19 protein-coding genes and 1 pseudogene are annotated in these 21,655 nt (G+C 66.2%); 15 read left to right on the top strand and 5 right to left on the bottom strand.

Going from position 1 to position 21,655, the window contains the following annotated elements; translation table 11 throughout:
- Positions 1–5: 5 nt before the first annotated feature.
- From AC1DYK_RS28695 to AC1DYK_RS28680, 4 genes are read left to right on the top strand one after another with little or no spacing between them, the layout of a single operon-like run.
- Positions 6–524, top strand: a complete 519-nt coding sequence (locus AC1DYK_RS28695; protein WP_478090463.1) for a Dps family protein — start codon at positions 6–8, stop codon at positions 522–524.
- Positions 525–569: 45 nt separating this feature from the next.
- The gene (locus AC1DYK_RS28690) at positions 570–1,244 is read left to right on the top strand and encodes an AraC family transcriptional regulator (protein WP_478169391.1); all 675 of its coding nucleotides are present in this window, start codon (positions 570–572) and stop codon (positions 1,242–1,244) included.
- A gap of 3 nt (positions 1,245–1,247) precedes the next feature.
- Positions 1,248–1,415, top strand: coding sequence for a hypothetical protein (locus tag AC1DYK_RS28685; RefSeq protein ID WP_478169390.1), 168 nt, complete (start codon positions 1,248–1,250; stop codon positions 1,413–1,415).
- A 12-nt stretch (positions 1,416–1,427) separates the two neighbouring features.
- Entirely contained in the window at positions 1,428–2,042 is a 615-nt protein-coding gene (locus tag AC1DYK_RS28680) for an antibiotic biosynthesis monooxygenase (protein WP_478169389.1), read from the top strand.
- 13 nt (positions 2,043–2,055) lie between these two features.
- On the opposite strand, the gene AC1DYK_RS28675 is transcribed toward AC1DYK_RS28680, so the two are convergent.
- Positions 2,056–2,760 carry a YoaK family protein gene (locus tag AC1DYK_RS28675; RefSeq protein ID WP_478169402.1) on the bottom strand — a complete coding sequence of 235 codons (705 nt, stop codon included), beginning with the start codon at positions 2,758–2,760 and terminating at the stop codon, positions 2,056–2,058.
- A gap of 206 nt (positions 2,761–2,966) precedes the next feature.
- Between AC1DYK_RS28675 and AC1DYK_RS28670 the strand changes: the two genes are divergently transcribed.
- The gene (locus AC1DYK_RS28670) at positions 2,967–4,409 is read left to right on the top strand and encodes a catalase (RefSeq protein ID WP_478169388.1); all 1,443 of its coding nucleotides are present in this window, start codon (positions 2,967–2,969) and stop codon (positions 4,407–4,409) included.
- Positions 4,410–4,424: 15 nt separating this feature from the next.
- On the opposite strand, the pseudogene AC1DYK_RS28665 reads toward AC1DYK_RS28670, so the two are convergent.
- A pseudogene (locus tag AC1DYK_RS28665) lies at positions 4,425–4,595 on the bottom strand (thioredoxin domain-containing protein); the annotation flags it as partial.
- Between the two features lie 66 nt (positions 4,596–4,661).
- On the opposite strand from AC1DYK_RS28665, the gene AC1DYK_RS28660 reads away from it, so the two are divergent.
- Positions 4,662–5,765, top strand: coding sequence for a helix-turn-helix domain-containing protein (locus AC1DYK_RS28660; RefSeq protein ID WP_478169387.1), 1,104 nt, complete (start codon positions 4,662–4,664; stop codon positions 5,763–5,765).
- A 75-nt stretch (positions 5,766–5,840) separates the two neighbouring features.
- On the opposite strand, the gene AC1DYK_RS28655 is transcribed toward AC1DYK_RS28660, so the two are convergent.
- Positions 5,841–6,782 (bottom strand): LysR family transcriptional regulator, encoded by a 942-nt coding sequence (locus AC1DYK_RS28655; RefSeq protein WP_478169386.1) that lies wholly within the window; start codon positions 6,780–6,782, stop codon positions 5,841–5,843.
- Between the two features lie 113 nt (positions 6,783–6,895).
- Here AC1DYK_RS28655 and AC1DYK_RS28650 point away from each other — a divergent pair, with 113 nt between their 5' ends.
- Positions 6,896–8,134: an MFS transporter gene (locus AC1DYK_RS28650; RefSeq protein ID WP_478169385.1), complete on the top strand. Its 1,239-nt coding sequence runs from the start codon at positions 6,896–6,898 to the stop codon at positions 8,132–8,134.
- Between the two features lie 31 nt (positions 8,135–8,165).
- Here the strand turns inward: AC1DYK_RS28650 and AC1DYK_RS28645 are convergent, their stop codons facing one another.
- On the bottom strand, positions 8,166–12,197 hold the full coding sequence (locus tag AC1DYK_RS28645) for a Pls/PosA family non-ribosomal peptide synthetase (RefSeq protein WP_478169384.1): 4,032 nt from the start codon (positions 12,195–12,197) through the stop codon (positions 8,166–8,168).
- A gap of 166 nt (positions 12,198–12,363) precedes the next feature.
- On the opposite strand from AC1DYK_RS28645, the gene AC1DYK_RS28640 reads away from it, so the two are divergent.
- Positions 12,364–13,383: a DUF2272 domain-containing protein gene (locus tag AC1DYK_RS28640; protein ID WP_478169383.1), complete on the top strand. Its 1,020-nt coding sequence runs from the start codon at positions 12,364–12,366 to the stop codon at positions 13,381–13,383.
- Positions 13,384–13,401: 18 nt separating this feature from the next.
- Here AC1DYK_RS28640 and AC1DYK_RS28635 read toward each other — a convergent pair whose 3' ends face one another.
- On the bottom strand, positions 13,402–14,364 hold the full coding sequence (locus AC1DYK_RS28635) for a CysB family HTH-type transcriptional regulator (RefSeq protein ID WP_478169382.1): 963 nt from the start codon (positions 14,362–14,364) through the stop codon (positions 13,402–13,404).
- Positions 14,365–14,540: 176 nt separating this feature from the next.
- Between AC1DYK_RS28635 and AC1DYK_RS28630 the strand changes: the two genes are divergently transcribed.
- The 7 genes from AC1DYK_RS28630 to AC1DYK_RS28600 all read left to right on the top strand — a co-directional run bounded on the left by AC1DYK_RS28630 (position 14,541) and on the right by AC1DYK_RS28600 (position 21,610).
- Positions 14,541–15,125: a DUF3302 domain-containing protein gene (locus tag AC1DYK_RS28630; protein ID WP_478169381.1), complete on the top strand. Its 585-nt coding sequence runs from the start codon at positions 14,541–14,543 to the stop codon at positions 15,123–15,125.
- Positions 15,125–16,261: an HlyD family secretion protein gene (locus AC1DYK_RS28625; RefSeq protein ID WP_478169380.1), complete on the top strand. Its 1,137-nt coding sequence runs from the start codon at positions 15,125–15,127 to the stop codon at positions 16,259–16,261. The genes AC1DYK_RS28630 and AC1DYK_RS28625 overlap by 1 nt, the downstream gene beginning before the upstream one ends.
- Before the next feature lie 7 nt (positions 16,262–16,268).
- Entirely contained in the window at positions 16,269–17,666 is a 1,398-nt protein-coding gene (locus AC1DYK_RS28620) for a TolC family protein (RefSeq protein ID WP_478169379.1), read from the top strand.
- A gap of 14 nt (positions 17,667–17,680) precedes the next feature.
- A complete protein-coding gene (locus AC1DYK_RS28615) occupies positions 17,681–18,268 on the top strand; it encodes a BRCT domain-containing protein (protein ID WP_478169378.1) in 588 nt (195 codons plus the stop codon).
- Between the two features lie 141 nt (positions 18,269–18,409).
- The gene (locus AC1DYK_RS28610; RefSeq protein WP_478169377.1) at positions 18,410–19,810 is read left to right on the top strand and encodes a patatin-like phospholipase family protein; all 1,401 of its coding nucleotides are present in this window, start codon (positions 18,410–18,412) and stop codon (positions 19,808–19,810) included.
- Positions 19,811–19,971: 161 nt separating this feature from the next.
- Complete coding sequence (locus tag AC1DYK_RS28605) at positions 19,972–20,499, top strand: hypothetical protein (protein ID WP_478085759.1); 528 nt, start codon at positions 19,972–19,974, stop codon at positions 20,497–20,499.
- A gap of 139 nt (positions 20,500–20,638) precedes the next feature.
- Positions 20,639–21,610 carry a LysR family transcriptional regulator gene (locus AC1DYK_RS28600; RefSeq protein ID WP_478169376.1) on the top strand — a complete coding sequence of 324 codons (972 nt, stop codon included), beginning with the start codon at positions 20,639–20,641 and terminating at the stop codon, positions 21,608–21,610.
- Positions 21,611–21,655: the final 45 nt, after the last annotated feature.

The following is a 21,655-nucleotide window of genomic DNA, read 5'->3' as shown; positions in this document are numbered from 1 at the left end:
AAACCATGGCCGATTCGAAGACCCTCAAGAAACGACGCCTCGCTCCGCTCCACACCCCGAACGATCTGACCGCGGACGCGATACGCGATGTCTCTGCGGGGCTGAATGTCCTGCTGGCGGACACTCTCGCGCTCTACTTCAAGACGAAGAACTTTCACTGGCACATGTCGGGCCCGTCGTTTCGCGACTATCACCTGTTGCTGGACGAGCAGGCCGACCAGATATTCGCCACGGTCGATCCCATCGCCGAACGCGTCCGCAAACTTGGCGGGACCACGCTGCGTTCGACGGGCCATGCCTCGCGATTGCAACGTCTCTCGGACAACGACGCGGACTTTGTGACGCCGATCGGAATGCTGGCCGAGCTGCGCGAAGACAACCAGCGCCTCGCCGGCTTCATGCGTGCGACGCACTCGCTGTGCGATGAGCATGGCGACGTCGCCACCGCGAGCGTCCTGGAGAACTGGATCGATGAAGCCGAGCGCCGCACCTGGTTTCTCTTCGAATCCGTGCGACAGGACTGACCACCGGACCGGTCGAGCGACCACCGTATCTGCAAATCTTTCGCGATGACTCTTCCTGCTTCATTTTCCGACGGTGCCTTCGGCGATCGCCTGGGACGGTATTTCGAGTTGCCGTCAGCGCCTGCGCTTGTCATGCTGCCTGCATTGAACGCGCCGTTTGCGGTGACACGCATCACCTGCACGTCCGATCAGCTCGGCATGAAGCTGGAGATTCCAGCGGAAGACGCCTTTGCCGTGACGCTGCACCTCGTCGGGATGCGCCATCATGAACTCTGGGTGCGCGGCCGGCCCGCGGTGGTTCGGAGCTACTCGCGCGGTGCCATCAGCATCGTCGATTTGCGTGACGAGGTGGCCACCTACCTGGGCAGCCCGCTGGACGCGCTCGAGTTCTACGTCCCGCATGCGCTGGTGGACGCGGTAGCGGACGCCGCCGGCGTCGCTCGCGTGAGCGAGCTTTCGTGCCTCCCAGGTCTGGTCGACCCGGTGATGGGGCAGCTGGGCGCGGCGATCCTGCCCCTGTTCAGCAATTCGCGATTCTCGAGCCCGGCCGTCCTCGAGCACTTGGCCATCGCCATATGCGCCCACCTGATTCATCGATTCGGAAACAATGCCAGGAGCGATCTGCCGGCAATCGGCGCTTCGGCATTGTCACCCCGTGGGCTTGACTTCAACCGTGTGACGCTGCCGCGGGCGAGGTGGCGCCGGCAGCATCTGCACTAGACCATGGCCAAGTCTTCTTTCACTTCCGTTCGCGACAACCCTCTGGCCTCCGCGCGTGAACGCGGCCTGCGGGTCATTCCGAAGTGCCCCGTCTTCGCTGCCTGCATGCAGGGACTTCCCGAGACGCACGATCTGCGGGCCGATGAAGGCCGGACGCTTCTCGGCGTTTGAAAGGCGGCGTTCATGGTCGCCGAGGATCGTCACCCCGAATTGCGGACCGCGACGCTGGACGAAATCGCCGGGCGCGAACCACCACGGCCGGACACCGTCACCGCCGTCATCCAGCAGACCGTCAAGCCGGAGGCCATTGCGCAATACGAGCAATGGCTGAGGAAAGTGATGCCGATCGCCGCCCGATTTCCCGGGCATCGCGGTGTCAATGTCATCCATCCGGCAGCAGGGACCCTGCAATACACGATCACCATTCGTTTCGATTCGCTGGCGCATGCGCAAGACTGGTTCGCGTCCGATGCCCGCCGGCAACTGATCGATGAGGCTGCCGCATTCCTCGACGCCGACGAACGGGTGGAAACGCGCAGTGGCCTGGAATTCTGGTTCAGGCCGCCGGCGGGCCAGAAGCCAGCCAAGCGCTACAAGCAATTCCTGCTGACGCTGTCGGTGATCTACCCGTTGACCATGCTGGTCCCGGCCATGTTGAGCCGGCTGTTCGATGTTGTGCTCCCGACGTCGAACTACTTCGGCGAGCACTTCATCGCATCGGCGGTGATCGTTGCCCTGATGGTGTACGTCATCATGCCGAGATACACGCGGCTGGTGGCGCGATGGCTCTACAGGTAGTGCGCCTGGCCCTTCAGCGGGCAACGACGGTCGGTCCTGCCGACTCGCCCTCACGCGTGTTGTGTTGAAGAGCGACGGCGCACGCGGCCAGCACGGGTGGAATCACGAAGCACCAGACATCCAGCCACATGTAGGTGAGGGCGGCAGCTGCGCAGCCTGCTGCGAACACGGCGACGCTGGCCGACATTCGCAGAAGCCGGGCGCGTGCGGGGTCGGCGTCTTGCGATGGCAGCCCTCGCAGCATGTCGGTGAGGTCGATCATGATCTGGGTGGTTGTGCCGGTCATCAGGGTGGTCGGTGGGGCGCTCGCCAGATGAATCCGGTGTGCGGCGTTCTGGATGGCCATCGCCGACACCAGCGCCATCCCCGTGAGCATCGCGAGCCCGCTGTCGCCGTCGCTGAAAGGACCGAAACGCACGGCGATGGCAGCGCCTGCGGCGAGCAGCAGTGTCTTGAAGACCAGCATCGTTCGCAAGACCGGCAGGCCGAAGTCGGGCAGTCTGTAGCTCAGCGTTCGCGTCAAGATGACGACGGCGCAGAACACCGGCAGGGCCAGGAGCTTGGTCAGCGCACCCGAAGTGCCGTGCACCAGCGCCGCGCCAATGGTGACGAAGTTCCCTGTGACATGGGCGGTGAACAGGCCCTGGAGCGCCAGAAATCCGGCGGTGTCCACAAAGCCCCCGTTGAGGCTCATGAGCAAAGGAAGAGACGGTTTCATGGGAGCGCCTTCGTGTGATGGGGCGCGCTTTTGCGCGCAGGGCTTCATGATGCGCCTTGGGCGTTTTCGGTCTTGTCGGGTTGTCAGCCTCCTTGCACATTCGGACGCTGTCATGGCCCAATATTCAACCCGGGCGACTCTTGTTCAAGACAAGCGAGCCGGGGCGGTCCAATATCGCCCGAGATTTTCGACTCGAGAGTTCGCCCATGCCAACAGAAAGCAGGCCGCCCACGCTGACCACGGCCGGCGGTGCGCCGGTCGCGGACAGCCAGCACTCGATCACTGCCGGTCCTCGCGGACCGATCCTGATCCAGGACTACCAAATGGTCGAAAAACTGGCCTATCTGGCGCGCGAGCGCATCCCGGAGAGGGTGCTCCATGCAAAGGGCGCCGCCGCCTTCGGCACGCTGCACATCACGGGCGATCTTTCGCGCCACACCAGGGCCCGGGTTCTTCAGCCCGGCCAGCGCACGCCGGTGCTCGTCCGCTTCTCCGGGCTGACCGGCGAGCGAGGCTCCGCCGACGCGGAGCGCGACGTGCGCGGCTTCGCTCTCAAGGCCTATACGGAAGAGGGAAACTGGGATTTGATCGGCAGCAACCTGCCTGTGGCTTGCATTCGCGACCCGCAGAAGTTTCCTGATCTGGTTCGGGCCTTGAAGCGCCATCCGGTCAGCCACTTGAGATCACCGACGGCGATCTGGGACTTCTGGTCGCTTTCCCCCGAGAGCATGCACCAGATCGTCATGCTGTTCTCCGATCGCGGCCTGCCGTGGAGCTTTCGCCACATGCACGGCTATGGCGTGCACGCCTTCGGCCTCATCAATGCGTCCAACGAACGGGTGTGGGTCAAATTCCACTTCAAGACGCAGCAGGGCATCCGCCATCTGACGGACCCCGAGGCCCGCGAGGTGATCGCCGACGATCGGGAAAGCGCGCAACGCGATCTGTTCGAAGCGATCGAGCGCGCTGAGCATCCGCGCTGGTCACTGAAGGTGCAAGTGATGAGCGAAGAGCAAGCGGCCGGGATGCCGTTCAACCCGTTCGACGCGACGAAAGTCTGGTCGCAACAGGAATTTCCGCTCATGGAACTCGGCACGCTGGAACTCGATGCCAACCCGGACAACTACTTCGCGCAAGTGGAGCAAGCGGCATTCAACCCGGCCAACATCGTGCCCGGGATCTGCTTCTCGCCCGACAAGATGCTGCAGGGGCGGCTGCTCGCCTACGCCGATGCGCAGCGCTACCGGATCGGCACGCACCACGGGGCGCTGCCCGTGAATCATCCCAGGGTCCCCGTGCACACCTATCACGCAGATGGCGCGATGCGTCTGGACGTACCGGCCCGGACCGACGCCTACTATGAGCCGAATTCGTTTGGCGGGCCGCGTCCCGACCGCCAGCTCGCGGAGCCGGCGTTGCCGCTGAGCGGGGACGCGAAGCGATTCGACGATCGTCAGGGACTCGGCGACTATGCGCAGGCGGCCGCCATGTACCGGGGCATGGACAATGGCCAGCGGCAGCGGCTGTTCGAGAACATCGCAGCGGCGATGACCCCTGTGCCCGAAGCCATTCAGCGGCGCCAGATTGCACACTTCCGGCTCGTCGACGACTCGTTGGGACAGGGCGTCGCTGCGCAGCTTGGGATCTGACTGCACGGCCGGGTAAGCCTGGCGACAGGCAGGGCATTCAAAGTCGCCGAATTCGACGATGGTCACCGTGGCCGAGCTTGGTCCGAGATGTGCTCGGTGGCTGGATCGGGCGTGAGAAGCGGATTCGGGTGTGGCAACGCGCTCATTGAAGCCTCTTTCAAGGCAATTTGACGGCGACGAAAACATCGCCGGCTGCGGCGATACCCAACTCCGTGAGGGTGTTATGTACGGTTTGTGCTGCATTTGGAACCCTTGTCGACCGCATCGGCGCGCACGATGCTTGCGTCATCACATGCGTTCAAGAATCCGCACAAGACTGCTATCCGTCGTTCGGCGTCGAGCAGCCAATCGGGTGTTCAGTATCTTCAACTCCTGTTCTGCGAACTCATCTGCATCGAAAGCAGATGCCTTGCGGCGAGAGCGAACTCTTTCCAGCCAATGAATGCCCCTCCATCCTTGCTCGACCTTTCGGCGGCTCCGAAGGACACGCTGGGTTGCGTGTCCAACCAGCTTCAAAGAGATCAGGAGCTCTCGGTGGGCGGCGTCAAGGTCTATCGCAAGACGACCGACGGTAGCAAGCTTCACTACGTGGAAACGCCGGCAACCGGACGCGGCGTCCTTGTCGGGATTTCGCTGCGCGATGGCCACCGGAGACGAATTCTTCATGAGCACCATGCCTCAAGCCATGACTTCGACTCGGGTTCCATCTACATCCGTGATTTCACCGATCGCTATCGCGCCGATCTGAAGAGTTCCTTCGACTTCGTGCTGCTCGAGGTTTCGCATACCGCGATCGAGCGCGCGATCGAGGAAAGGAGCGGCGTCCGCGTCAGCGGGCTCGCACCCGTCACAGGCGTCAAGGACGAAGTGCTGGCCAACCTCGCCCGGGCGCTGACACCGGCGCTGGACCGGCCTGCCGAAGCGAGCATGTTGTTCGTCGAACAGATGAGCATCGCCATGGAGACCTACCTGCTCGAAAAGTACGGTGGCGCCCCCACGGCAGACCCCAGGAGGAAGCGGCTGCTTTCTCGTTCACAAGAGGCGCGGGCGAAGGAAATGCTGCGCAGCAAGATCGACGCCAGCATGTCGATCGCCGAGATTGCGGGCGCATGCGATCTTTCGCGCAGCTATTTCATCCATGCTTTTCGCGAGACCACAGGCCAGACGCCGCATCAGTGGTTGATCGCCCAACGGCTGGAGCGTGCACGCACGCTCCTGATGGAATTTGAGCGCCCGCTCGCCGACGTCGCCGCGGCGTGCGGCTTTGCTGATCAAAGTCACTTCACGCGCGTCTTTACCCAGTCCACTGGCACGCCGCCTGGCAATTGGCGCCGCAGGATGCAAGTCGGCAACTGAGCCTTGGGGCTCGTTCTATCCGATTGCACGACCCGTTGCGCCACACAAATGGAGAATCGTCCTGCGCCATATCGCTCAACTGGCGCGCATCGCGGCCGGGACGGCAGTGCGCATCGTTTCCAGGAATCGCCGCAGCTTGGCCGGATAGAAGCGCGCGTGTGGATAGGTCAGATACACCGGCAGCGGCGACGCCTGCCAATCGGGCACGAGCTGAACCAGTCTGCCTTGCGCAAGGTCTTCGACAAACAGCCAACTGGAGCCAACGCAGACGCCCAGGCCCAGCAACGCGGCACTGCGCAACGCATAGAGGCTGTCGGTGCTCATGCGTGGCCTGATCGGCAGACGGAGAGCCTCGCCACTCGGAGCATGCGTCAGCAGGATGTCCGTCCGGTAGTACGTGCGAAGAGCGAGCCAGGGCAGCTCGGCCAGCATCGCGGCGTGGGTGGGCGTTGCTTTTCCTGCGATCACCGAAGGGGCCGCGACGGCAATGCGCGGCACCTCGGACAGCTTTTGCGCAACGACCGACGGATCGCTGACTTCACCGACATGAATCGCGCAATCGATGCCTTCCGCCACGAAGTCCGGCCGACGGTCGTGCAGCAGCCATTCCACCGACACCCCGGGATGGTTGCGCAGGTAGTCGGCCAGCGGGCCGACCAGCAACTCCTGCCCGAACGCATGCGGCGCCACGACGCGCAGGGTGCCTTCGGGCTCGTTTTCCACGCCACGCAGATCCGCATCGAAGGCCTGCCAGTTCGCAAGGATCTCCTTGGCGCGCTCGAAGCAGCGTTCGCCGTCCTCGGTGAGCTTCATGGCGTGGGTGGAGCGGCGCAGGAGCCGAAGGCCCAGGAAACGCTCGAGAACCTGGAGCCGGCGGCTCACGGTGGGCTGCGTCGCGCCCATCTGCACCGCAGCCGCAGACAGACTTCCCGCCTCCACGATATGCACGAAGGTCTGCAACAACGCCAGGCGATCGGCGTTGCCGGGCGTATTCGACAGGGGTCGTGCAGATGACATGGCGTTTTGGCTTTATGCGTGGAGCGTATATCCATTTTGCGCGTCACGCTACTTCCGTCGCGATGCCCTGAGGATCACACTTCGCGCTCGTTGTGATTTCTAGGGTTAACACTATGTCTCATATTCAATCCGCGTATTCGACCCAGGCGTCCGATGGCGCTTCGCCGAGCGTTCCGGCCGCCCCGACCTTGAGGACGCCACTCATCCTGTTGCTGGCGGGTGGCGCGGGCCTGGCGGTGGCATCGCTCTATTACAGCCAGCCGATGCTTGGCGTTCTCGGGCCTGAAATCGGCGCTTCCGCCCGGTCGGTCGGGCTGGTTCCGACGCTGACGCAGTTCGGCTACGCCATGGGCATCTTGTTCCTGGCGCCCCTCGGCGATCGGTACGACCGGCGCCGCATCATCCTCGCCAAGGCTGCGGTCTTGTGCGCGGCGCTGTTGCTCGCCGCCGCCGCACCGTCGATCGCAACCCTTCTTGTCGCCAGTCTGGTCATCGGTCTGTCCGCCACCATGGCGCAAGACATCGTTCCTGCCGCTGCAACCCTCGCGCCCGAAACCCATCGGGGCAAGGTGGTGGGCACGGTGATGACGGGCTTGCTGCTCGGCATCTTGCTGTCGCGCGTTGTGAGCGGCTTCGTCGCGGAGCATTGGGGCTGGCGAGCGATGTTCATCGCCGCCGCCGCAAGCATCGCCCTCATCGGCGCCTTGGCATGGCGCAACCTGCCGCGCTTCAAGGCGACGACCCACCTGTCGTATGGCGCGCTGCTGGGGTCGCTCGCCAAGCTGTGGAAGCGACATGGGTCGCTGCGGCGCGCCACATGGTCGCAGGGGCTGCTGTCCGTTGGCTTCAGCGCCTTCTGGTCGACCCTGGCAGTCATGCTGCATGGCGAGCCCTTCCACCTCGGTGCGGCAGCGGCGGGGGCCTTCGGTCTTGCCGGCGCGGCCGGGGCGCTCATTGCACCGATTGCCGGTCGCCTGGCGGATCGCAGCGGTCCCGAACTCGTGGCGCGGCTCGGTGCGGGACTGGTCGTCGTCTCGTTCAGTGCCATGGCGCTCGCGCCGTTCATGACGCCGAGTGCGCAGCTCTGGCTCCTGGTTGCCAGCGCCATCGGTTTCGATCTCGGCATCCAGGCTGCGCTGATTGCGCACCAGACCATCGTCTACAGCATCGATCCCGGCGCACGCAGCAGGCTCAATGCGGTGCTGTTTACGGGCATGTTCATCGGTATGGCCGCAGGTTCTGCCATCGGAGCGCTGTTGCTCGCTCAATGGGGCTGGATGGCGGTCACGGCACTCTCTGCTGCTTCGGCGCTTGGTGCACTCGCGCTTCGCATCTGGCCGCGTGCCGCTTGAGCCGGACAGCATGGGCCCGAGCCGGCCAGGATCAGGCCGGCGCTGCGGGATTCCCGCTCCAGCGCGAAGCCGCCGGAATGCTCTCGCCCTTCATCACCAGCGTCAGGGCCCCAAGCTGCGCCCCGTCGTTCACCGTCGCGCCGTAGAGCACGATGCTGCGCGGCCCGATGCTCACCCGCTTGCCGATGTTCACTTCATGGATCTTCATGACCCGGTCCTCGAACAGGTGGGTCTGGGGACAGCATTGCGCGTTGAGTTCGCTGTAGTCGCCGATGTGCACGCAATCGAATTCGGTGAGGTCGGTGGTGTCCAGGTGCACGCCGCGGCCGATGTGCGCGCCCAGCAGATTGAAGGCGATCGGCAGCCAGGGCGTGCCACGCAGATAGTGCATGAAGTTGGGCACCGCGATGCCCTCGTACAGGTTCGTCGCCGCCTCGGAGAGCCAGACGAAGGGCGTCCACATCGGCACGGCGAGCGGGCGGTAGCGGCGCAGGAAGATCCACTTGAAGAGCGCCACGAACACGAAGGTCGAGAGGCCGAAGAGCAGGCCGTCGACGGTCAGGTCCCAGGCCACCGCGCCCCACTGCTCGGCGGCCGCCGAGGGCATCACCGCCAGCACGATGCTGTAGCCCGCGGCGATCACCATCGCATGCGGGGCGACGATGCGGAAGGCCTCGACCACGGCACGCCCCAGCCGGCGCATCGGCGATGGGTTGAAGGTCAGCGACGCGGGGTGGCCGGTCACGGTTTCTCGCGCCGGCAGCCGCACGGCGGGTGAGCCGACCCAGGTGTCTCCGCTGCGCAGCGCCGCCGGATCGGGCGCGCGCCCGAGCACGCCGATCAGCACGTTCTCGGGCAAGGTGGTGCCATCGGGAAGGTAGGCGCCGTTGCCGACGAAGCTGCGACGCGAAATGACGGTGGGCCGCATCGTCATCCAGCCGCCATCGATCTCTTCGTCGCCCAGGAGCACCGCATCGGCGATGAAGGTGTCGTCGCCGAGCGTGAGCATGTCGGGCACCACGCCGAGCGCGGTCGATATCTCTGCGTTGCGGCCTACCTTGGCCCCCAGCAACCGGTACCACATGGGCGCGAACAGCGTGGCGTAGACGCCATGCAGCACCTGCAGGCTCGATTCCTGGATCTGGTTGACCAGCCATTTGCCGCAGTAGACATTGCTGTGCACGGGCCAGCTTCCGCTCTTGAGCCGCGGCAGCACGCTCCAGCGGATGCCCGCGGAGATCAGGGCCGTGAGCACGATCATCACCGCGCCCGCAGGCAGCGCCAGCACGAAATACTTGAACAGCTGCAGCACGGGGACGCTGGTTTCGAGCCAGGGGAACCGTTCGGTGTCGTCCAGCACATCGATCAGCATGAAGGTCGGGAAGACCGGCAGGAAGAACAGCGCCGCGACCAGCATGGCGCCGCAGAAGAAGAACAGGCCTTCGCCGGCGAGCCGGCGTTTGCTGACCGGCGGGCGCGGCCGCAGCGAGGCGGCGTCGAAGGCCCCCGTGTCGCGCGCCGGCGAGCCGCTCCAGATGCGCCCGGCCGGCACCGTCTGGCCGTCGCTGAGTGCCGACTGGCCGTCGAGATGGCCCCAGTTTCCGACCCGCGTGTTGCCTTCCAGTACGGCATAGGAAGCGATATGGGCCTCAGCGCCGATCTCGATGGGACCGATGAGCAACTCGCCGCGCTGCACGCGCACGTTCTCGAAGTTGACCGCGTTGCCGATGCTTGCACCGTCACCGACCGTCAGCAGATCGGGTGCGCGCAGCTTGATCGAACCGATGTTCACGTCCCTGCCGATGCGCGCGCCCAGCGCGCGCAGCCACCAGGCGTGCAGCGAGGAGCCGCTGATGAAGTAGGTGGGCGCCGCATCGACCAGCCGGTCGGCCAGCCACCAGCGGAAATAGGTGAAGCCCCACAGCGGATAGCGGCCAGGCGCCAGTCGGCCTGCGATCAGCCATTTGCCGGCGATCGCCAGCACAAACTCGAGCAGTGTCGCCGCCAGAAACACAACCATCGACATGGCGACCGCACGAAGGATCGAATCCCCTGCGCCGCCGGTATAGAAGTGGTAGGTAAAGAACGGCGCCAGCCACTGCATCATGCGGATGGCCACCAGTGCAGGGATCGCCGCGGCCTGCGCGACCCCACAGCGCCAGCGGCGCCACGCCGATGGCGGTGTCCAATCGGGCACAGGCGTCGTCTGCCGGTCGCCGCAGGCGTCCAACGCGGCGGCGATGCCGCCCACGGTGCGGCGCTGATAGATGTCGCGCACCGTGATCCGGGCGAAGCGGGGGTCGGCACGCAGCAAGGATGCGAGCCGCGCCGCCCACAGCGAATGGCCGCCGAGTTCGTCGAAGAAGTCCGAAGTGCGCCGGATCGCGAGGCCGGGAAAGAGTCCGGCCAGCGCCGCGAACAACGCGATTTCGGCCGGCGTCTGCGGTGTATCCGACCCTTCGGACGGACCCTTCGCCTCGGCCAGCGGCCTCGACTTGAGCGTCTTGCGATCGATCTTCCCGGAACTCAGGCGCGGCATGTGCGGCAGCACCTCGAAGCGGCCGGGCACCATGTAGGGCGGCAGCCGCGCACCGAGCGCCGAGCGCAGAGCAGACGCCGACACGCCGGTGGCGCTCTCGGCCACCAGAAAGGCAATCAACTGGTCGACACCCTCGACCTGGCGCAGCACCACGGCCGCAGTGCCGACACCAGGCTGCTGCGCCAGCACGGCCTCGATCTCGCCGAGTTCGACTCGAAAGCCACGGATCTTGATCTGGTCGTCGGTGCGCCCGAGGCATTGCACGCGCCCGTCCTCGTCGATGCGCGCCAGATCGCCGGTGCGGTAGAGCCGATCGTCGTGCGTGCCGCTCGACCAGGGGTTGCGCAGGAACTTCTCGGCCGTCAGGTCGGGGTGCCCGAGGTAGCCCGACGCGACGCCAGGGCCGGCAATACACAGTTCGCCGACCTCGCCGCGCGGCAGCAGCCTGAGGCCCTGCTCGACATCGGGCGCGATGACCAGCAGCGCATAGTTGGGCAACGGCCGGCCGATGGTCACGGTCTCGCCCGCGCGCAGCTCGGCCATGCTGGCCGACACGGTCGCCTCGGTCGGGCCATAGCTGTTGAACACCCGCCGGCCGGCGGCCGCCCAGCGCGCAACCAGTGACTCGGGGCACATTTCGCCACCGAGGTTGATCAGGCGCAGCCCCGGCACATCGCGATCGAAAAGGGCCAGCAGCGTCGGCACCGCGTGCAGCACGCTGATGCGCTGCTCGATCAGGGCCTTCGGCAACGCTTCGGGGTCGGATGCGATGGCCTTCGGCGCGATCCACAGCGTCGCACCGACCAGGTAGCTGAGCCAGATCTCCTCGAACGACATGTCGAAGGCGATCGAGAAGCCCTGGTAGACGCGGTCGTCCTGGCGCACGCCCAGCACGGCGTTTTCGCTGCGCAGGAAGTGGCAGATGCTGCGCTGGGTGATCGCGATGCCCTTGGGCTTGCCGGTGGAGCCCGAGGTGTAGATCACGTAGGCGGGGTGGCCGGGCAGCGCACCTTCGCGACGGTGCAGCGCGGGGCCGCGGGCGTCGTCGGCCAGTAGCGCCTCTGCGCTCCAGATGGGACGGCCGACCGCCGCCAGTCGGGGCGCAAGCGCCGCGCAACTCACGAGGCCGGCGGCATCGGCGTCGTCCAGGCACACAGCGATGCGTTCGACCGGCGTATCGGCATCGAGCGGGAGCCAGGCGGCGCCGGTCTTGGCGATGGCCAGCTGCATGATCAGAAGTTCGATGCCTCGCGGCAGCCACAAGCCCACGATGCGGCCGGGACGAACGCCGGCTTCGATCAGCTTCGACGCGGCCCGATCCGCCGCTGCACCCAGTTCTCCGTAGCTCAGCGTCCGCTCGCCGAAGATCAGCGCGGTCTGGGCGGGAATCCGCTCGGCGGTGGCCTCGAACAGGTCGGCGAGGATCTCGGGCCGAAGCAGGTCGGCCCGGTCGGGGCCGTGAACGATGTCGGGGGTGTCGGAGGGGGCGGTGGGGAGAAGGGAATCAGGGTTTGTGCGAAACATCGTCAATCCTGGAGTGCCAGCGCGGCCATGTGGCAGCTGGCGATCCAACCTCCCTATTGTCCCCCAGGCGGGGATGGGGCAGGCAGGTGGCGCATGGCGACGATCTCGATCGTTCGATCGCGAAGCTGCGAAGCTGCGAAGGGGCCCGGGCTATGCTCGCCTTCGCATGCTCTCCTTCTGTTCGCCGCGGCGGCTCTTCGCCCCACTCGTCGTTTCCGCGCTGATCCTGCTGGCGCCGCAGGGTGCATTGGCCAGCTCGGCCTGTCTGGACGCAGCCGCCCGGCCTGCGCCGCCGGCCCGCGCATTGGCCTTGGCCGCCGCGGCACTGCGAGAGCACCAGGCTTTCGGTGGCCAGACCATGGACGCCGAGGGCCGGCTCACCGAATCCGGGCTTTCGGAAGCCGAGGACGTCCGCGGCACGCTCCTGGCCAGGGCGCCATGGCAGCGGGTGCTTGGCTACTGGCAGGCGGTCGATCCGCAGCGCCGCCGCTTGCCCTACCTCGTTCGGTTCGGCGCCCTGCGACCGGCCGATCGGGCGCTGCTGAAGCAGGCGCTGAACCAGGCCACGGACGCGCATCTGCAAGGCCTTGGCGTCGGACCCGACCAGGGCCTGGCGTCGCACGAGCTGCGCGCCGTCGGGACCGCGATCGACCGGGTTGCCGTGATCGACACGCCCTGGTCCGCTGCCTTCGTGAGCTGGCTCGCGCGCGAGGCCGGGCTCGGCGCGCAGGAGTTCCTGTTTTCCGAAGCGCATGCCGACTACGCAGGCGCCGCGTGGCAGGCGGGCGTCGACGAAGCGGCAGGCCGGGCCACGCCCTACGCGATGCGCGCCTGCGACATCACGCGCACGCCGCCGCGTGTCGGCGACCTGGTGTGCCAGGCCCGCGGTGCCGGCGCCGGCCTGGACACCTTCGACAAGATCGGGGAAGCGTTGGCCGGCCGCCAAGCCGGCAGTGCCGCGCTGCCGATGCACTGCGACGCGGTCGTGGCGGTGGACGCCACCGGCTTCGACGCCGTGGGCGGCAATGTGCTGCAGTCCGTCACCCTGCGCCGGCTGGCCTTCGCCCCCGGCACGAAGCTGCTGGATCCGAGCTATCTGCCCGGGGGCTGCAGCGCCGAACAGGCCGGCTGCGTCGACCGCCACATGAGCCGCCAGCCCTGGTCGCTGCTGCTGCAGTGGCGTTGAACCAGGTGGATTTTTGATTCAATGCGCGAGCGCCGCATCGAGCGGCGAGGTGTCCTCGGCGACGCTGTTGCCCAGCACCTCCTCGACCACCGCGCGCGACAGCGTCGGCGCGAAGGACTCGATGAAGGCGTAGACATAGGCGCGCAGGTAGTTGCCGCGGCGCACCGCCAGCTTGGTCAGGTTGATGCCGAACAGGTGGCCGGCGTCGATCGCGCTCAACTGCGTGTCGCGTTCGGTCTCGAAGGCGATGCCGGCGACGATGCCGACGCCCATGCCGAGTTCGACATAGGTCTTGATCACGTCGGCGTCCATCGCCGTGATGGCGAAATCGGGCTTGATCGCACGCTGGGCGAAGGCCTCGTCGATGCGGGTGCGGCCGGTGAAGCCGCTGTCGTACGTGACCAGCGGAAAGCGCGCCAGCCCTTCGATCGTGAGCGGGCCGTCGAGCAGCGGATGCCCGGGCGGCGCGATCACCGAGTGGGTCCAGCGGTAGCAGGGCAGGGCGACCAGCTGCGGGTAGTCGCCCAGTGCCTCGGTGGCGATGCCGACGTCGGCTTCGCCCTCGAGCAGCATCTGCGCCACCTGCTTGGGCGAGCCCTGGCGCAGGTGCAACTGCACGTTGGGGAACTTGCCGCGGAACTCCTGCACCGCGACCGGCAGCGCGTAGCGTGCCTGCGAGTGGGTGGCCGCGATCGACAGCGAGCCGCTCTCCTGTGCGAGGAATTCCTGCCCCGCCTGGCGCAGGTTGTGGCTTTCGAGCAGCACGCGCTCGATGATCGGCAGCAGGTGATCGCCGGGCGCGGTAAGTCCGGTCAGGCGCTTGCCGGCGCGGGCGAACAGGGCGAGGCCGAGCTCGTCCTCGAGTTCGCGGATCTGCCGGCTGACGCCGGGCTGCGAGGTGTGAAGCGCATGGGCCGCTTCGGTCAGATTGAAACCGCATCGCACGGCCTCGCGCACGGAGCGCAGCTGTTGGAAATTCATGGGGAGCCAAACGGAAAGCCGTGCCAAGCTGCACGAGGTGGCCGATTCTGCGGGCGTGCCTTCCCAGGCCGAACTACCGATTCGTTGCTTCCAAATGAGCGAAACATCTGTAGCCCATTCCGGTTGCAAATGAAGATCTTCTTGTTACATTTACCCCCCCGACCAGGAGATCGCACTTGCATCCGCTTCTTGAATGTTCCAGAGACTCGCGCAGCGCTGCGCCACGCACCTGTCTGAGCACCGTCCTGGTGCTGTCATCGGGCTGGGCCCTCCCTGCGCACGCTTCGTTTCTCGAGGGCGAAGCGCTCGACACGATGGCCGACGTCATGTCCTATGTCGTCCTGGGGCTGGTGCCGGTCCTCGTGATCGCGCTGTTCTGGATCGTGCACGTGATGCCCGAGAAGATCGCGGAGAAGAACCATCACCCGCAGAAGGCCGCGATCCATACGCTCTGCCTGCTGTCGCTCGTCTTCGGCGGGCTGCTGTGGCCGATCGCGTGGCTCTGGGCCTACACGCGGCCCATCGGCTACAAGATGGCCTTCGGCACCGAGAAGCACGAGGACTTCTACATCGAGCACGGCGAGCGGGCCCACCGGGACGAGCTCGAACACGAGCACCTGGATCACCTTCATGACGAACTCAATACGCTGGAGCAGCGCGGCGGGCTGACGCCCGAACTCAAGCTGGTGCGCGAGCGCCTGCGGGCCGCGCAGCAACGCAGGGTCCAGGCTGCCGCAGTGTCCGAAGGGATCGCCGCGTAATGGAAGCGATCCTGCTCGGCATCTATGCCTTCTTCGTCTGGCTGATCTTCTTCAAGTTCAAGTGGCTGCCCTGGAACAACATCGCGATGGTGATCGTGGTGACCATCCCGGTCGTCGCGATGTCGCTGTTGATCATGCTGCTCAACATCTACGCACCGTCGAGCGCCGACGTGCGGGTCTTCAAGTACGTGGTGAACATCGTGCCGCAGGTGAAGGGGCAGGTGATCGAGGTGGCGGTCGAGCCCAATCAACCGATCAAGCGCGGCGACGTGCTGTTCAGGATCGACCCGACGCCCTACCGGTTGCAGGTCAAGGCGCTGGAGGCCCAGCTGGCGAATGCACAGGGGGGGACGCGCAAGATGCGCGCGGAACTCGATGCCGCGATCTCGAAATCCGGCGCGGTGCGGGCGCAGCTCGAACTCGCGCGCAAGCGGGTCGAGCAGAACCGACAGCTGGTCGCGGCAGGCGCCGGCGATCGCTTCGCGCTCGAGCAGGCGCAAGCCAACGTGCTCGAACTGCAGGCGCAGCTCGCGGCGTCGATCGCCGGCGAGGCGCAGGTGCGCGCCAGCCTGTCGGCGACCGTCGACGACGACCAGGCCGAGATTGCGCAGATCAAGGCGCAGCTCGAGAGCGCCAGGTGGGAGCTCTCGCAGACCACCGTCGTCGCGCCCTCCGACGGCCATGCGATCAACCTGCAGCTGAGGCCCGGCTCGATGACGACGGCGTTTCCGATCACGCCGGCGATGACTTTCGTCGAGAACAAGTACCAGGTCGTCGCGCTCTACCAGCAGAACGAGCTGCACCAGGTCGCGACCGGAGACGAAGCCGAGTTCTCGCTGAAGACCCGGCCCGGCCACATCTTCAAGGCCAAGGTCGAATCCATCATCTGGGCGCAGGCCCAGGGCCAGCAGGTGAACTCGACGCAGCTGCCGACGACCGGAACCGCCGCGATCCCGCCGGGCCGCTTCGGTGTCAGGTTCGAGGTCGACCCGAAGCACCGGAACGAGTTCTTCGCTGCGGGCGCGGTGGGCGAGGGGGCGATCTACACCGAGCATCTGGCGCTGATCCACATCATCCGCAAGATCATCCTGCGTGTCGGCGCGAAGCTCGACGTGCTGATCCTCAAGCTGCATTGAGTCGCGCATGAACACGCTCTCCCTGCGCATCTGGATGGCGCTCGCGCTGGCGGGGCTCGGCGCCGCCGGCTGCGCGCTGAAGCCGCCGCCCGACAGCGCCACGCTCGCGAGCGAGTCGCTGCCGAACGCGCCGACGCCGGCCGCCTGGAAGGCCGGCGCGCTGCCGGGCAGCGTGCGCAACGGCTGGATCGCGGGCTTCGGCGATCCGGTGCTGAGCCTGCTGGTCGCCGAGGCGCTGGACTACAACAACGATCTGCGCGCATCGGCCGCGAGGGTCGAGTCGGCTGCGGCGGGCGTCAAGGCGGCCGGCGCCCAGGCACTGCCCGCCATCGACTTCATCGGCCGGCGCGGCGGCAAGCTCGGCGGCGACGGCTCGGGCCTCAACGGCGGGCTGATCTCGGCCTCGTGGGAAATCGATCTCTGGGGCCGTGTGCGCTCCGCCACGCGCGCGGCCGAGGAACAGCATGCGTCGACCCAGGCCGACCTGACGGCGGCCCGGCAGTCGATCGCGGCGCTCGTCGCGAAGTCCTGGTTCCTTGCGACCGAGGCCTCACTGCAACGCCAGCTGGCACGCCAGATGATCGATGCCGGCCAGCAATCGATCACGCTCGCCGATCAGCGCTGGCGCATCGGGGCGGCGAGCGAGTCCGACGTGGTCCTGGCCCAGGCGTCCCTGCAGACCTATCTCGACGCCGAACGCCAGCTGGACCTGGCCTACACGAAGTCGCTGCGTTCGCTCGAACTCCTGCTGGGCCGCTATCCGGCCGCCGAGCTCAAGACCATCGACGCGTGGCCGCGCATCGACCTGCCGGTCGAAGCGGGCCTGCCGTCCGAACTGCTCGAGCGGCGCCCGGACATCGTCGCCGCCGAGCGCCGCGTGGCTGCGGCCTTCGACCGCATGCAGGAGGCGCAGGCGGCCCGGCTGCCGCGCATTTCCCTCACGGCGGGGCTCTCCTCGATCACCAGCGAGATGTTCGTCCTGAAGGATCGCGACAACCCGAACGCGAGCATCGGTGCCGGGCTGGTCGCGCCGTTGTTCCATGGCGGTGCGCTGCAGGCGCAGGTGGAGGCGCGCAGCGCCGAGCAGAAGCAGGCCGTGGCCGCCTGGGCGCAGACGGCGCTGAAGGCCTTCAACGAAGTCGAGACCGCCCTCTCGGAAGAGGCCACGCTGCGGCAACGAGAACCGATCCTCGACAGACAGGTGAAAGAGGCGCAAAGAGGACTCGAGATCGAGAACGCCCGCTATCGCGTCGGCTCGCGCGATCAGCGCACCGTGACGCAGCAGGAGATGGCCGTTTTCGCGGCGCGTTCCACCCTGCTGCGCGTGCAGGCCGAACGGCGCGTGCAGCGCGTCAATCTCCTGCTGGCGCTTGGCGGGGGATGGGGCCCGGAGGCCACGCCATGACAGGAGACCCAGCCATGCGTCAAGCCATCGAACAGCTTTTGGGCATTGTGGAGGCCATGGTCGCAGATGGTCATCTTCACGATCTGGAGATCGAGTTCCTCAAGGTGTGGCTGGCCGAGCACACCGAGGTCGCGCGAGTGTGGCCTGGCCATGCGGTCAGCGGCGCGATCGAAACCGTCCTGGCGGACGGCCATGTGAGCGAGGACGAGCGCGCCTACCTGATGACCACGCTCAAGCAATTGGCTTCGGGGGAATTCGCTTTCGATGATCGGGAAGGCGTGGCCGAATTCGCGCTTCCTTTGGACAACGCCATCGAGGTCACGCTGCGCGACTCGCTGGTCTGTCTGACGGGCGAGTTCCTCCATGGAACGAAGGCAGCCTGCGAGCGACTTCTGGAACGCGCCGGCGGGTGGCCGGCAGCAGTCGTCAGCCGGAACGTCCGCTACCTCGTCATCGGGTCCAAGGTTTCGCCGAACTGGACGCAAACATCTCTTGGGCAGACGATCAAGGACGCGCTGGCTCTGCAGCAGGCAGGCCACGCCATCGCGATCATCTCTGAGCGACGCTGGCTCGAATGCTTCGCAGGGAAAGCGACACCCTGACCGGGGTCTCGCCGCGAACACCCTTCGTTCCAAGGGCCACTGCTGACGATTCATGGCCCACCCACCGATCTACCGACGGAACCCTGTATGACGATGCCTTTTCAACGCCTGCGAGAGGGACTTCGCTTGGCTCGATGGGGATTGGCGGCCTCCCTGCTGCTGCTCGGCGGATGCGCCACGCGTCCGCTCAATCCGCCGCTCGCCCAGGTCGACGCCAACAGCGGCTACCGCTTCGAGACGCGCCAGGCGGAGGTCAAGGACAAGGATGCGCTGGTCATCCTTGCCTTCTCGGGCGGCGGCACGCGCGCCGCCGCGTTTTCGTACGGCGTCCTCGAGTATCTTCGGCGCACCGAGATCGTCACGCCGAAAGGAAAGGGCCGTCTGCTCGATCAGGTCGACATCATCACCGGCGTATCGGGCGGCAGCTTCACCGCGTTGGCCTACGGCCTCTACGGCGACAAGCTGTTCGACGACTACGAGCAGCGCTTTCTCAAACGCGACGTGCAGGGCGCGATCGTTTCCCGGTCGCTGAGCCCGGGCAACTGGGCCAGGCTGTCGTCGCAGGGGTGGGGGCGCTCCGAACTGGCGTCGGAGCTTTACGACGAGGTCCTCTTCAACAACGCCACCTTCGGTGACCTGAACCGCGGCAACGGGCCGCTGATCCTGGCATCGGCGACCGACATTTCGAGCGGCGCCCGCCTGGTCTTCCAGCAGGGCGTCTTCGACGTCCTGTGCTCGGACCTGAACGCCGTGCCGCTGTCGCGCGCGGCGGCGGCCTCTTCGGCGGTGCCGGTGGTGCTCTCGCCGATCACGCTCAACAACTACGGCGGCACCTGCAACATGGCCCAGCCTCCGTGGGTGAAGCGTTTCCTCGACACCGACAATCCACCGCGTCCGGCCGCACGGGCGATCCGCTCGCTCAGGTCGCTGAACGAGTTCGGCGACGGCGCCAGGCGACCCTACCTGCACCTGGTGGACGGTGGGGTTTCGGACAACGTCGGCATGCGCGGCGTGCTCGATGCGCTGGAGGTCCTGGAGGCGATGCAGGAAGCCGGCATGCCGACCAAGCTCGACAGCGCGAAACGGATCATCGTCTTCATTGTCAATTCGCTCTCCGTGCCGCCGACCCAATGGGACGCATCGGAGTCGCCGCCCGGCAGCGTGCAGATCCTGCTCAAGTCGAGCGGCGTTCCGATCGATCGCTATTCGTTCGAGGCCGTCGAGCTGCTGAAGGACATGGCGGCCCGATGGAACACGATGCGCAAGATCCGGAATTCGGCGGCGATGGCGGACAACAAGGACCCGGCGTTGACGGCGGCGATACGGGGGCCGGACGCCGAGATCTACGCGATCGACGTGTCGTTCCCCGCGCTGAAGGACAAGGCGGAACTGGATTACCTGAACCGGCAGCCGACCAGCTTCGTCTTGCCGGACGAGGCGGTCGATCGCCTGCGCACCGCGGCGGGCACGATCATCTCGGATTCACCCGAGTTCAAGCGGCTGCTGAAGGATGTGGGCGGTCGCCTGGTCGCGCCACCTTGATGCGTGAATGTGGGTGGGCGTGACCGACGAAGCCCCTCGTGCCGGTAGCCCGTGGTGTCTTTGCCAAAGATGGCTCGGGCGATCACTTCAATGGATGACTTTTGAATGGCGCTGCGGAACAATCGCGTCGGCCCGACTTTCGCTGATGAGGAGATGACCCCATGCTCAAGTTCAAGAGTTCGTTCGCTGGCGCGCTGGCGGCCGCCGCATTGCTGCTCGGCGGCTGCACCACCACCGGCATGGGAGGCGGCGAGATCGTGCAGAAGGGCCAGCCCGACAAGCCGGTGCTGTTCTCGTGGAAGAGCACCGACGGCGGCATCACCGGCACCATGACCGCCACGCTGCCCAACGCCACCTACCAGGGCCCCTTCCTGCAGATCACTCAGCAGACCCGCAGCGAGGCCATGGACCCGATGTGGGGCGGCGGCTGGCCGGTGGGTTGGTCCGACTGGTCCTACTGGGGCTACGGCAGCGTCGCGGGGATGGGCGGCATGGGCATGATGCCGGGCTTCGACTCGGTCCAGTTCGCCACGGTCTACAGCGGCAAGGTGATCGCCAACCTGAAGAGCCCGCAGGGCGGCGTGATGCGCTGCCGGCTGCACATGCTGCGGCCCCAGCAGGGCATGTCGGGCGGCGGTACCGGCGAATGCCAGATCCAGGGTGGCGCCACGATCCAGGCCAGCTTCTGATCTCGGGCGCGAGGCCATCCGGCTTCGCCGACCGGGCGGTCGATCGTCCGGTATTAATCTACGTCATGGATGCACCGGTCCGGGTGTCCGGAATCGGCCTTAGCATGCCGATGCCATCGTTCAAAGGTGTACCGGATCCATGCGGCAGAAAAAAAACTACGGCGGCGAACTCAACTTCTATCTTTTGAAGTGCCTGGTGGCGCTGGTCGATCACTCGCATGTGTCGCGCGCCGCGGACGCGTTGTCGGTCAGCCAGCCGGCCATGAGCCGCGCCATGAGCCAGCTGCGCGCGATCACGGGCGATCCCATCCTCGTGAAAGGCGGCAGCCGGCTCATTCCGACCGCCAAGGCGCTCCAGTTGCGCGAGTTCGCCGAGCGCATCCTCGGAGAGATGAGCGAACTGCTGGGCAACGCGGTCGCCTTCGACCCGTACAGCACGCGCTACCAGTTCCGGATGATCGCGACCGACTATCTGGAGTGTCTGTTCATGGACCGACTGGTCCATCATCTCGGCAGCCGCTTCCCGGGGATCGCGATGTCGGTCCGGCATCCGGTTCATCCCTCGGAGTTCAGCAAGGTGCTGGAGTCCGGCGAAGTGGATTTCGCGGTCGGCATCCTGCCGAGCAACATGCGCGAGCTGCGCCACCGGCTGCTCTTTCGAGATCGCATCGTCGGCGTGGCGCGGGCGGGCCACCGGGCGATCGGCCGGGCGCTGTCACCGGCGGCGTTCGCCGCGCTCGACCACCTGGTGATCATGCCGAACACCACCCACACCTTCGGCGAGGCGGTCGACGTTGCGCTCGAGGCCCAGGGCCTGGAGCGCAACCGCCGCTTCGTCACGCCGAACTACATCACCGCTTCGCATCTGTTGGAGAAAACGGACATGGTGGCGCTTCTGCCCCTGTCGCTGGCGTCGCGTTTTCGCGATCGCTTCGGGCTCGCCGAACTGGCGCTGCCGATGGACGTTCCGGAGTTCGAGGTCCACATCTCCTGGCACGATCGCACCCACCGTCACAGCGCCCACATCTGGTTTCGCGACCAGGTGATGCAAAGCCTCGACCCGAGCCGGCAGGGGACCGACATGTTACTCGCAGACACTTTTATTCGATAAGTGAATAGAGTACATCCCTGCGCAGCATGGACAAGGCGCCATGGA

This window comes from Variovorax sp. P2_H12, from assembly GCF_056403395.1.
This window is presented reverse-complemented; position numbering and strand designations above follow the sequence as displayed.

What these genes read in the sequence shown, in the direction of transcription:
- AC1DYK_RS28695 (WP_478090463.1), top strand. Translation starts at nt 6, where the DNA reads ATGGCCGATTCGAAGACCCTCAAGAAACGACGCCTCGCTCCGCTCCAC.
- AC1DYK_RS28690 (WP_478169391.1), top strand. Translation starts at nt 570, where the DNA reads ATGACTCTTCCTGCTTCATTTTCCGACGGTGCCTTCGGCGATCGCCTG.
- AC1DYK_RS28685 (WP_478169390.1), top strand. Translation starts at nt 1,248, where the DNA reads ATGGCCAAGTCTTCTTTCACTTCCGTTCGCGACAACCCTCTGGCCTCC.
- AC1DYK_RS28680 (WP_478169389.1), top strand. Translation starts at nt 1,428, where the DNA reads ATGGTCGCCGAGGATCGTCACCCCGAATTGCGGACCGCGACGCTGGAC.
- AC1DYK_RS28675 (WP_478169402.1), bottom strand. Translation starts at nt 2,760, where the DNA reads ATGAAACCGTCTCTTCCTTTGCTCATGAGCCTCAACGGGGGCTTTGTG.
- AC1DYK_RS28670 (WP_478169388.1), top strand. Translation starts at nt 2,967, where the DNA reads ATGCCAACAGAAAGCAGGCCGCCCACGCTGACCACGGCCGGCGGTGCG.
- AC1DYK_RS28655 (WP_478169386.1), bottom strand. Translation starts at nt 6,782, where the DNA reads ATGTCATCTGCACGACCCCTGTCGAATACGCCCGGCAACGCCGATCGC.
- AC1DYK_RS28650 (WP_478169385.1), top strand. Translation starts at nt 6,896, where the DNA reads ATGTCTCATATTCAATCCGCGTATTCGACCCAGGCGTCCGATGGCGCT.
- AC1DYK_RS28645 (WP_478169384.1), bottom strand. Translation starts at nt 12,197, where the DNA reads ATGTTTCGCACAAACCCTGATTCCCTTCTCCCCACCGCCCCCTCCGAC.
- AC1DYK_RS28640 (WP_478169383.1), top strand. Translation starts at nt 12,364, where the DNA reads ATGCTCTCCTTCTGTTCGCCGCGGCGGCTCTTCGCCCCACTCGTCGTT.
- AC1DYK_RS28635 (WP_478169382.1), bottom strand. Translation starts at nt 14,364, where the DNA reads ATGAATTTCCAACAGCTGCGCTCCGTGCGCGAGGCCGTGCGATGCGGT.
- AC1DYK_RS28625 (WP_478169380.1), top strand. Translation starts at nt 15,125, where the DNA reads ATGGAAGCGATCCTGCTCGGCATCTATGCCTTCTTCGTCTGGCTGATC.
- AC1DYK_RS28620 (WP_478169379.1), top strand. Translation starts at nt 16,269, where the DNA reads ATGAACACGCTCTCCCTGCGCATCTGGATGGCGCTCGCGCTGGCGGGG.
- AC1DYK_RS28615 (WP_478169378.1), top strand. Translation starts at nt 17,681, where the DNA reads ATGCGTCAAGCCATCGAACAGCTTTTGGGCATTGTGGAGGCCATGGTC.
- AC1DYK_RS28605 (WP_478085759.1), top strand. Translation starts at nt 19,972, where the DNA reads ATGCTCAAGTTCAAGAGTTCGTTCGCTGGCGCGCTGGCGGCCGCCGCA.
- AC1DYK_RS28600 (WP_478169376.1), top strand. Translation starts at nt 20,639, where the DNA reads ATGCGGCAGAAAAAAAACTACGGCGGCGAACTCAACTTCTATCTTTTG.